Genomic DNA, 10261 nt, shown 5'->3' with positions numbered 1-10261 from the left:
GGGAGCGGCTCGCGCCGCTCCTACAGGGAGAATCGCCCCAAGCGAAGCGCCAGCCGCTTAGCTGAACGCGGCCGCTGCAATCGTGAACGCCGCGGCGCCCGCCTGACCTTCGGCGCTGGTGTCGGGCCCGCGCAGGCCTAAAATCGCGCCCCATGAGCCCGTGTTCGCCCCGTCCCGCCCTGCGTTTGGCCGCCGCCTTGGCGTTGCTCGCCGTGGCCGCGAGCGCGCAGGCGCGCACCGTCTACCGCTGCGTGCGCGACGGCACCGTCAGCCTGGCCACGGCGCCGGAACCCGGTTCGCGCTGCACCCCGAAAGAGATCGACGACAACGCGGTCAAGCTGCCCAATCTGTGGGGCGAGATGGGCGTGATCAACGGCAATCTGTACGAGCGCCAGCAAGACGGCAAGACCGTCTACAGCACGCGCAAGCTGCCCGGTTCGGTGCGGGTGATGGGCTTCACCGTCGACACGCCGCCGGGCGAACCGGCGCATCCGGGCCTGGGCAAGGTCGGCAAGCCGCAACTGGACAAATTCCCCGTGCAATTCCGCAGCGCGGCCAAGGCCAACGGCCTGGACGATGCGTGGCTGCGCGCGATCGCTCACGCCGAAAGCGGTTTCGACGCCAAGGCGGTGTCGAGCAAGGGCGCGCAGGGGGTGATGCAGTTAATGCCGGAAACGGCGAAGGAATACGGTGTGGCCGATCCGTTTTCTTCGGCCGAATCGATCGCCGCCGGGGCGCGGCATTTGAAGTCGTTGATGCGTCGGTACAACAACGATTTGACGTTGGTGGCTGCGGCGTACAACGCGGGTATCGGGACGGTGACCCGGTATGGCGGGGTGCCGCCTTATCGTGAAACTCAGGAATACATCGCCAAAGTGCAGGCGCTGCATCAGCGTTATCAGTTGGCGATGGGGACGCGCAAGCCGGTGTTGCGGGCTGCGCAGTAGTTCGGAGAGCGGCCCTCATCCGCCCTTCGGGCACCTTCTCCCGCAAGCGGGAGAAGGGAGCAACGACGCCGCTGCTTTAAGCCCCTCTCCCGCTTGCGGGAGAGGGGTTGGGGTGAGGGCACCCCGCGCAATCAGATCGGCGTCAACCGCAACAACCGCGCATTGGTCCCATCCTCCAGCAACCACACATCGCCGTTCGGCCCTTGCTCGACCTCGCGAATGCGCTTGCCCATCGGATACCGCTCGGCCTCGGCCGCGGTATTGCCGTTGAACTTCACTCGCACCAGCGCCTGCGACGCCAAGCCGCCGATCAAACCGCTGCCGGCCCACGCCGGGAAGCGCGTGCCCGAATAAATCACGAAGCCGGCCGGCGCGATCACCGGATTCCACCAGGCCTCCGGCGCGTTGAGATCCGGCCGGGTGCTGTGGCGCGGGATCGGCGTGCCGTCGTAGTGATCGCCCTGCGAGACCAGCGGCCAGCCGTAGTTCGAACCGCGCTCGATCAGGTTCAACTCATCGCCGCCCTTCGGCCCCATCTCGTGAATCCACAATTTGTTCTGCGCATCGAACGCGATGCCGAGCAGATTGCGATGGCCGTACGACCACACCGTCGCGGCGACGCCGCCGCGGCTGTAGAAGGGATTGTCGGTCGGCACGCTGCCGTCGTCGTTGAGCCGGATCACCTTGCCCAACGGCGAGTTGAGGTCCTGGGCCGGATCGAACTTCTGCCGCTCGCTGGAGGTGATCCACAGCTTGCGGTCCGGGCCGAACGCCAGGCGATGGCCGTAATGATTGCTGCCGCTGAGCTTGGGCTGGCGCCAGATGATCTGCAGATTGCTCAGCGAACCGCCGCTGCTGGTCAGATTGAGCTTGGCCCGCGCGACCGTGGCGCCGGCGGTGCCGCTGGCGCTGCCTTTCTCGGCGTAGCTGATGTAGATCAAACCGTTGGTGGCATACGACGGATGCAGGATCACATCGCCCAATCCGCCTTGGCCGCCGTAGGCCACCGCCGGCACGCCGGTGATGGTCTGCGCGCTGGAACCGATGGTCAGCACCTTGAGCGCGCCGCGCTTTTCGGTCACCAGCAGGCGGCCGTTGGGCAGGAAAGTCATCGCCCAGGGTTCGTTGAAACGCGCCACTTCGGCGGCGTTGAACGGATTGGCTTTGGCCGCTTGCGCGGCGGCGCCTTGCGTATCGTCCTGCGCCGCCAGCACCGGCGCGGCGGACGCGGCCAGTAGTGCGGTGCAGCAGAGCAGGGAGAGCGTCGAACGTTTCATTGCGGTTCTCCGGCTGGGCATGGGGGTGAGGCCGGCCGAGAGTGCCATCGAAGCCGCGGCCGTTCTTGCGACCGGCTCGGCAATTCGCGGCGCGTGCGCGCGCACCGCCCGCGATCTTCAACCGCGATCACGCGCGCAATGAGGCTTGCGCGCTAGGAAATCGTAAGCGGGCGAGACCGCGCCGAGCACGCGCCCGCATCGATGCTGTACCGCGATCACGCGCAGCGTGCGCTTGCGCTAAGCCAAGGCCTTGGGCGCATCGAACGGCAGAATCTCCGCGCCGGCGGCATTGGCCAGCACCCGCGCTTCGGCCTGGCCGAGCAGTTCGCGATCGCCGTCGATCACCACCAGGATCCGGCCCTGACGGATATGCGCATCGAACTTGCGCCGGATCGGATCGGGCAGGGCCGATCCCATCAATGCCGACGCCCAGCAACCGACCATCGCCCCGGCCGCGGTGGCGGCCGCAGCGCCGGCCAAGGTCAGGCCGATCGGGGTCACCACCACCGCCAGCAGTCCGGCCAACAGCCCGGCCGCGCCGCCGTAACCGGCGCCGCGCAGCGCCGCGGGCATCAAGTCGGTGTCGGCTTCCTTGCGCTCGTTCGGGATCGATTCCAGTTCGATGTCCGAACGCGCGATCAACAGAATGTCGTCGTCGTGCACGCCGGCTTCGCGCGCGGCCTCCATCGCCGCTTGCGCGCTGGCCAGATCGGGCGTGCTGAATACATGGCGGGTTTTCATGGTCGCTCTCCGCGCGCGGCCGCCGCGGGCGTTCGCGAGGGAACGCCGTTCGTACCGGGCCGGCACGGCGGCTGGCGCCAGCCCGGGCCGTGTTGGCATCAGGCTCCGCCTGGGTCGGTTAGCGCCAGGTGATCGCGCCGGACATGGCGACGAACGGGCGCCGCGACCGCCGGTGCGCGGCCGCCGTTTAGCGTCGCCGGCCATGCAAAACGTCACTGGACGCCGCCGCGGACGCGCCGCATTCTGCCTGCGCCGGCGCGTCCGCCGAGGGAGTCCGCCATGCTGCCCAGCGTCGAAGTGTATTGCCCGTATTGCGGCGAGCCGATCGAATTGATCGTCGACGATTCCGCCGGCGATCAGCGTTACATCGAAGACTGCCAGGTCTGCTGCAAGCCGATCGTGGTGGTGGTCGGCCTGGACGAAGACGGCGAGCCGCGGGTGGACGTGTTCGGCGAGGACGAAGCGTGAGCGGCGCGGTGCGGCGGCGGATCGCCGCGTTGGGCGCGTTGTCGGCGCTGTTGGCCGGCGCCACCGCCACGGCCAAGACCGGCGATGCGCGGGCGAGCGTGGAGCCATGGAGCCCCGCGCGCATCGCCAGCGATCAGTTCGAATCGCACCCGGCGTTCGACCCGCGCAACAGCGATCTGTACTTCGTGCGCAGCCGTCCGGACTTCACCGGTTGGCGCATTCTGATGAGCCATTGCGGCGCCGACGGTTGGTCGGTACCGGTCGAACCGTCGTTCGCCGGCAACGGCGTCGAGGCCGATCCGTGGTTCAGCGCCGATGGCGGCAGTCTGTACTTCATCTCTTCGCGCAGCGGCGGGCCGAAATCGGCAACTGCGCCGCGCAAGGACCTGGACCTGTGGCGAGTGGATCGCGACCGCGACGGCCACTGGCGCACGCCGCAGCGATTGCCCGAGCCGGTGAATTCCAAGGGCGCGGAATGGTTTCCGCGCCCGGCGCCGGACGGCTGGTTGTACTTCGGTTCCACCGGCCGCCCCGGCGGCCTGGGCATGACCGACATCTGGCGCGCGCGCCAGGATCGGCGCGGCGCGTGGACGGTCGAGAACCTCGGCCCCAACATCAATACGCCCGGCGACGAATACGAGCCGCTGGTGTCCGCGGACGGCAAACGCATGGTGCTGATGGCCGGCGACGGACTGTACGAGAGCACGCGCACGGCCAGCGGCTGGTCGCCGCGCAAGAAGCTGGGGCCGCAGATCAACGTCAACGGCAGCGAGATCGGCGCGCTGCTGTCGCCCGACGGGCATTCGATGCTGTTCGCGCGCGATCTGAAGAACGCGCAATCCGGCGAGCTGTTCCTGTGGCGCGACGGCCGCGGCGACGCCGATTGGCCGCCGCGATGCCCGCACGTCGCGGCGAGGCCCGCGCATGGCGGTTAAGCCGCGTTCCGGCGCGGCGGCCGATACGCTGAGCGTGCGCGCGCTCAATCGCGCGTTGCTGATGCGGCAATCGCTGCTGGAGCGCAGCGAGTGTTCGCCGGTGCGGATGATCGAGCAGTTGATCGGCTTGCAGGCACAGGCGCCGAATCCGCCGTATCTGGGGCTGTGGACGCGCCTGCGGCATTTCGCGCTGGATGAACTGAGCCAGGCCATGCAAGCGCGCGAGATCGTGCGCGCGACGATGATGCGCGGCACCTTGCATTTGGTCAGCGCCGACGACTACCGCGCCCTGCGCCCGGTGCTGCAGCCGACGCTGCGGCGCCTGTCGCTGCAAACCGGGCACGCCAAGGCGCTCAAAGGTCTGGACTTGGCCGAAGTGCGCGCAGCCGGCGTCGCCGCGCTGCGCGGACAAGCGCTCACCGCGACCGCGTTGGGCGAAGCGCTGAGCGCGCACTGGCCGCAACACGACGCGGCGGAACTGGCCTTGCTGGTGCGCAGCGCGGAAGCCTTGGTCCACGTGCCGCCGGCCGGGTTGTGGGATTCGCACAAACCGGCCGGCTTCGCCACCGCGCGCGATTGGCTCGGCGCCGATATCGCAGATGAGCCGGATGTTTCGGCCATCGATGCGATGTTGCTGCGCTACCTGGGCGCGTTCGGCCCGGCCAGCGCGCGCGATGCGACGGTGTGGTCCGGCGTGACCGGCATGCGCGAGCATTTGCAACGTCTGCGCCCGCGGCTGCGGGTGTTCCGCGACGAAGACGGCACCGAGTTGTTCGATCTGCCCGATGCGCCGCGGCCCGCCCCCGATACGCCGGCGCCGCCGCGGTTGCTGCCGGAGTTCGACAACGTGCTGCTCTCGCATGCGCAGCGCGCGCGGATGTTCGACGAATCGGTGCGCGCCGCGATCTTCACCCGCAATGGGTTGGTCGCGGCCACGGTGTTGATCGACGGTTTCGTCGCCGGCACCTGGAAGCTGGAGCGGCAGGGCGACACGGCCTGGGTGAGCGTGCAGCCGTTCAAACGCTTGCGCGCGGCCGACCGCGCCGCGCTGGAGCGCGAAGCGCGCGATTGCCTGCGTGCGGCCGCGCCGGCGCAGAGCCGGCACGAGGTGGGTTTCACCGCGGCGACGGCGTGATCGCGCCGCGCTGCGGCCGTCGCTGCCGACGATAGCTGTAGAGCGATGCGCGTATCGCTCGGCCGCATCCGCGCGCTGTCGCTGCGACAGCGTTGACGCGCCGATTCGTAAACGTTGTGTTCGGTTCAGCCAATCGGCGCCAACGCCGCGCTAACGAACTGCCGCTCGGGGTCACGTTTTGCCGTGTTCGCGCTGCCCATTCCGACGGCGGCCTAACCCGCGCGCGCCGGCCTGTGGTTAAGCGAACGTAGCTTTAACACCCGCGCGCGCCGATTCGTTCAGAAGCGGATCGGCAAGGTTGGGGCCGTGCGGTAAGCGCCACTGCGCGACCAGCGGGCCGGCTCCAACGAGTCCGTCCCGCGCCAGCCACCGCGCAGCCCAGCACATCCATTCCAGGAGACCGACTCATGAACAACTTCAAGTCCCGCAAGCCCCTGATCGCTGCTCTGGCTCTGGCCGCCACCTTGGCCGCGCCGCTCGCCTTCGCTCAATCCAGCGCCGAGCAGGCCCCGCCGAGCGGCGACGCCGCCACCCCGGCCAGCGCGGCCCAGGACGCCGGCGCGGCCACTGCGGCGCAGCCGGCGGCGGCTCCGCAGAAGAAGAGCTGGTCCGATGTCGACGGCGACAAGGACGGCAATCTGAGCAAGACCGAGGCCGCCGCGGTGCCGGCCCTGGGTCAGGTATTCGATCAGGCCGACGCCGACGCCAACGGCTCGCTGACGCCGGACGAATACAAGAATTACGTCGCCAAGGTTCAGTCCAACGGCGGCGGCAAGAAGGGCGGCTGAGGTAACTGACCTCAGCCGCACCCTTGGGGTGCAGGTATTCCTGCGTTGTGCGAAGGGCGGCCTCGGCCGCCCTTCTTTTTTTGTGGCGTTCGCCTGCGCTGCCGCAACCACCGCCGCGACCGCCTCCGTCGAAACCTCCCTCACCCGTCATTCCGGCGAAAGCCGGAACCCATTTTGATCTTGCTGTTGCTTGAAGCTCCGGAAGGCCACAACAACGTCAAAATGGGTTCCGGCTTCCGCCGGAATGACGGGACTAAGGAACGACGGCGTCGGGCAGGAATGAAGGGACGCCGCAGAGGGACGCCGCAGCCCGTGGATTCCGCAGCCGCCAACCCACACCGCCTCCCCACCGCCGCAATGCGGGATAATCCCCGCCATGAGCACTTCCCCCCTCCGCATGGTCGGCTTCGACGCCGACGACACCCTCTGGCGCAGCCAGGATTACTTCGATCAGGCCCAGACCGATTTCGAGGCCATCGTCGGCGCCTACGTCGATCTGCACGACTCGCGCCTGCACGAGCGCCTGTACGAGATCGAGAAGAACAACATCGGCGTGTTCGGCTACGGCGTCAAAGGCATGACCTTGTCGATGATCGAGGCCGCGGTCCAGATCACCGGCGAGCGCATCAGCGCCGCCGATCTGCACCGCATCGTCGAGCTGGGCAAGGATCTGCTGCGCCATCCGGTCGAAATCCTGCCCGGCATCCCCGAGGCGGTCGCCCAGATCGCGGCCGAGTACGAGGTGGTGCTGATCACCAAGGGCGACCTGTTCCATCAGGAGGCCAAGGTCAAGCAATGCGGCCTGGCCGATCTGTTCCGGCGCATCGAGATCGTCAGCGAGAAAGACATCGACACCTACGCGCGCCTGCTGCGCGAGTTCGAGCTGCCGGCCTCGCAGTTCGTGATGATCGGCAACTCGCTGCGTTCGGACATCGCGCCGGTGCTGGCGCTGGGCGGGTGGGGCATCCATGTCCCGTACCACACCACCTGGGCGCACGAGAACGAAGCCGAGATCGCCGCCGACGCGCCGCGGCTGCGGCGGGTCGAGCGCGCCGCCGATCTGCCGGCCACGGTGCGCGAACTGGCCCGGGTCGCGGCCAACTGAACGGCGGCCACGGTTTGGCGCGCCGCCGTCAAGATGGCGTGAATCATTAAAAATCGGTTCACCGTCGCGGGCTCAAAGTCGCAGCGTGCCTGCCGACGATGCAGGCGTCCCAGGAGACCCGCCATGACCGTTCTGTCCCGCTGGCTCGCACCCGTCGTACTCGCCGCCGGTCTCGGCGCGGCCGCGATGGCGGTGCCGGCGCCGGCCCGTGCCGACGACCAGTTGGCGCGCGTGATCGTCGACATCGCCGACGTGATCGTGCGCAACAACACCCCGTACTACCGCTACGGCAACTATGGCTACAACGACCGCTTGATCGTGGTCCGCGACCGCTGGGGCCGTCCGACCTACTACCGCAACGTCCCGCGCCACGTCGATTACCGCTACCGTCCGGCGCCGCCGCGCTACTACGGCTACAACCGCTACGACGATCGCCGCTACTACGATCGCGACTGCAACAAGCACGGCAAGTGCCGGACCACGTACTACGACGCCCGTTACGACCGTCGTTACGACAATCGCTACTACGACCGTCACGATCGCGGCCGCGGTCATGGCCGTGGCCGTTGGCACGACGACGATTGAGTCGCGCCGGGCGCGCCCGGTATCGCCGTCGCCCCCGCGGCGGCCAGGTAAATCTCCACTGCGACGGCGCCTCGGGCGCCGTCGCCGTTTCCGCGGCAGCCGCGCCGGTCGGAAATCCGCCGCGTGGTGGTAGCCTGCCTTCCTTCCGCGGCCGCGCCGGGCGGCCGTGGCCCACATCCGCGAGGCCCCGCATGCGCATCGATTCCCGTTCTTCAGCCGCCGTGTCCCGCCGCCCGCGCCGCGCCTTGCTGGCCGCGTTGCTGCTGGCCGCGATCGCCGTGCCCGGCGCCGCTTCGGCGCGCGACACCATCACCTGCAAGTTGAAATTCAGCATGTCCGGTTGGTCGGTGTTCTACAAGACCTCCTCCGGCCGCGGCACCATCCATTGCAGCAACGGCCAGAGCCTGTCGGTCAAGATCAGCGCCAAGGGCGGCGGCCTGACCGTGGGCAAGTCGCGAATCGATCACGGCACCGGCGAATTCGCCGGCGTGCACGGCATCGCCGACACCCTGGGCAGCTACGCCACCGCCGAAGCCCACGCCGGCGCGGTGAAGTCGAGCAAGGCGCAGGTGATGACCAAGGGCGAGGTCTCGCTGGCCTTGGCCGGCACCGGTCAGGGTTGGGATCTGGGCGTGGCGTTCGGCAAGTTCACCATCTCGCGCTGAACCGCGTCGTCGCATCGGTGGCTGGCGGTTAAACGCGGCGCGGCGCCTGCGTTGATCCGCGGGTTTCGCCCCCGATCTAGCTGTGAGCCGCTGCGCGATCGCAGACGCCATAGGACCCGCGTCCGAAGGAGCCCGCCATGTCCGACCCACGCAAGCCTTTGTTCAACACGCGTTCTTTCAAGTCGCGCTTCTTCGCCCTGACCGCGTCCGTCGCGGCCTTGCTGGGCACGTCCGCGCACGCGCAGGAACTGCCGGCGGGCTGGGATCCGCGCAGCGGCGACGGTTGGGTGGATGCGTGGTTGAGCGACATCAGCCGCTACGGCGCGCGCTATCGCGAGCCGTTCGTGGACGAAATGGTGCGTTACTACGGCGCACCGCGCGAACTGGTCGGCGATCTGCTCGACCGCCGCCGCTGGACGCCGGGCGACGTCTACTACGCCTGCGCGTTGGCGCAGGTGTTGGGCCGGCCGTGCCGCTATGTCGTCGACGAATGGGATCGCGACCCGGCCGAGGGCTGGGGCGCGGTGGCGCTGCGGCTCGGGATCAAGCCTGGTTCGGCGGAGTTTCATAAGCTCAAGCGCGGCTTCGTTCCGACTTACGACCGCTGGGGTCGTCCGATCGTGATCGACGATGAGTTGCGTCGCGATTTTCCCAATCGGCCTTATCGGGATTACGACACGCCGGGTAAGGGTGGGAAGGACAAGGGTGCGAAAGAGAAGGGCGGGAAGGGCGAAAGCAAAGGCGGGCAGGCGCGTGGCGACAAGGCGTCGGCGAAATCTGCGGGTAAGGGTAAGGGCAACGGCAAGGATTGAGCGTCGTTGTTGGAACGGTTCTGCCGAGTTTGAAGGCAGAGCAAGATCAAAATGGGTTCCGGCTTTCGCCGGAATGACGGTTTTTAAGTAACGACGGTCGAGATTTTGTAAGTGGCTCTAAGGGACGGCAGCTTCAAGCGCCGCCAAAAGATCGTGCGCCCCTCCCATCTCCGTCATTCCGGCGAAAGCCGGAATCCATTTTGATTTTGCTCAGGCAGGCCGCGGCGCCCCACCGCCCGCAAGCGCCCGCTATGATCGCCCAATGAGCGACCAACCGACCTCCACCCCGCCGCCCATCGACATCGTCGGCTCCGTCCGCATCGTCGATTTCCACCCGCGTTGGCGCGCGGATTTCGCCCGCCTCAACATCGAATGGCTGGAACGCTGGTTCGCGGTCGAGCCGGTCGACCGCGAAGTGCTCGGCGATCCGGAAACCCATTTGCTCGCCGGCGGCGGCCGGGTGCTGTTCGCGGTCGACGACAGCGACCGCGTGCTCGGCACCGTCGCGTTGCTGCGTTACGAAGACGGCCTGGTCGAGCTGACCAAAATGGCGGTGGAACCCGCGCTGCGCGGCGGCGGTATCGGCCGCAAGCTGATGAGCGGCGCGATCGAGGCGTTCGCGCAGATGGGCGGGCGCGAGTTGTTCCTGGAATCGAGCACCAAGCTCGGGCCGGCGCTGAAGTTGTACGAGAGCGTCGGCTTTCGCCATCACCCGGCGCCGCGGCCGGGGTCGCATTATCAGCGCGCGGATGTCTACATGATTTGGGAACGGCCCGAGCCGCAGTAGACGCAAGCGCGTGCGC

12 protein-coding genes are annotated in these 10261 nt (G+C 68.1%); 10 read left to right on the top strand and 2 right to left on the bottom strand.

Going from position 1 to position 10261, the window contains the following annotated elements; translation table 11 throughout:
* The first annotated feature begins 152 nt into the window (after positions 1–152).
* The gene (locus tag V7787_RS42065; RefSeq protein WP_336093522.1) at positions 153–947 is read left to right on the top strand and encodes a lytic transglycosylase domain-containing protein; all 795 of its coding nucleotides are present in this window, start codon (positions 153–155) and stop codon (positions 945–947) included.
* Between the two features lie 131 nt (positions 948–1078).
* Here V7787_RS42065 and V7787_RS42060 read toward each other — a convergent pair whose 3' ends face one another.
* Together V7787_RS42060 and V7787_RS42055 are read right to left on the bottom strand one after the other, a co-directional pair.
* Positions 1079–2224, bottom strand: a complete 1146-nt coding sequence (locus V7787_RS42060; protein WP_336093521.1) for a PQQ-dependent sugar dehydrogenase — start codon at positions 2222–2224, stop codon at positions 1079–1081.
* 237 nt (positions 2225–2461) lie between these two features.
* Entirely contained in the window at positions 2462–2965 is a 504-nt protein-coding gene (locus tag V7787_RS42055) for a hypothetical protein (protein WP_336093520.1), read from the bottom strand.
* Between the two features lie 279 nt (positions 2966–3244).
* On the opposite strand from V7787_RS42055, the gene V7787_RS42050 reads away from it, so the two are divergent.
* From V7787_RS42050 to V7787_RS42010, 9 genes are all read left to right on the top strand, one after another.
* Positions 3245–3433, top strand: coding sequence for a CPXCG motif-containing cysteine-rich protein (locus tag V7787_RS42050; protein ID WP_336093519.1), 189 nt, complete (start codon positions 3245–3247; stop codon positions 3431–3433).
* Entirely contained in the window at positions 3430–4368 is a 939-nt protein-coding gene (locus tag V7787_RS42045; protein WP_336093518.1) for a TolB family protein, read from the top strand. Before V7787_RS42050 ends, V7787_RS42045 begins: the two co-directional genes overlap by 4 nt.
* On the top strand, positions 4358–5503 hold the full coding sequence (locus tag V7787_RS42040) for a winged helix DNA-binding domain-containing protein (RefSeq protein ID WP_336093517.1): 1146 nt from the start codon (positions 4358–4360) through the stop codon (positions 5501–5503). Before V7787_RS42045 ends, V7787_RS42040 begins: the two co-directional genes overlap by 11 nt.
* Before the next feature lie 407 nt (positions 5504–5910).
* Positions 5911–6291 (top strand): hypothetical protein, encoded by a 381-nt coding sequence (locus V7787_RS42035; RefSeq protein WP_336093516.1) that lies wholly within the window; start codon positions 5911–5913, stop codon positions 6289–6291.
* Between the two features lie 376 nt (positions 6292–6667).
* The gene (locus V7787_RS42030; protein WP_336093515.1) at positions 6668–7396 is read left to right on the top strand and encodes an HAD family hydrolase; all 729 of its coding nucleotides are present in this window, start codon (positions 6668–6670) and stop codon (positions 7394–7396) included.
* Positions 7397–7519: 123 nt separating this feature from the next.
* Complete coding sequence (locus V7787_RS42025) at positions 7520–7981, top strand: hypothetical protein (RefSeq protein WP_336093513.1); 462 nt, start codon at positions 7520–7522, stop codon at positions 7979–7981.
* Between the two features lie 191 nt (positions 7982–8172).
* Entirely contained in the window at positions 8173–8646 is a 474-nt protein-coding gene (locus V7787_RS42020; RefSeq protein ID WP_336093512.1) for a hypothetical protein, read from the top strand.
* Between the two features lie 137 nt (positions 8647–8783).
* On the top strand, positions 8784–9458 hold the full coding sequence (locus tag V7787_RS42015) for a hypothetical protein (RefSeq protein ID WP_336093510.1): 675 nt from the start codon (positions 8784–8786) through the stop codon (positions 9456–9458).
* Between the two features lie 262 nt (positions 9459–9720).
* On the top strand, positions 9721–10245 hold the full coding sequence (locus V7787_RS42010) for a GNAT family N-acetyltransferase (protein WP_336093509.1): 525 nt from the start codon (positions 9721–9723) through the stop codon (positions 10243–10245).
* The last annotated feature ends 16 nt before the right edge of the window (positions 10246–10261 follow it).

It is taken from the genome of Pseudomonas sp. CGJS7 (assembly GCF_036961695.1).
Note: the sequence above shows the minus strand (reverse complement) of the source record. Positions and strands in the feature narration are given on the sequence as shown.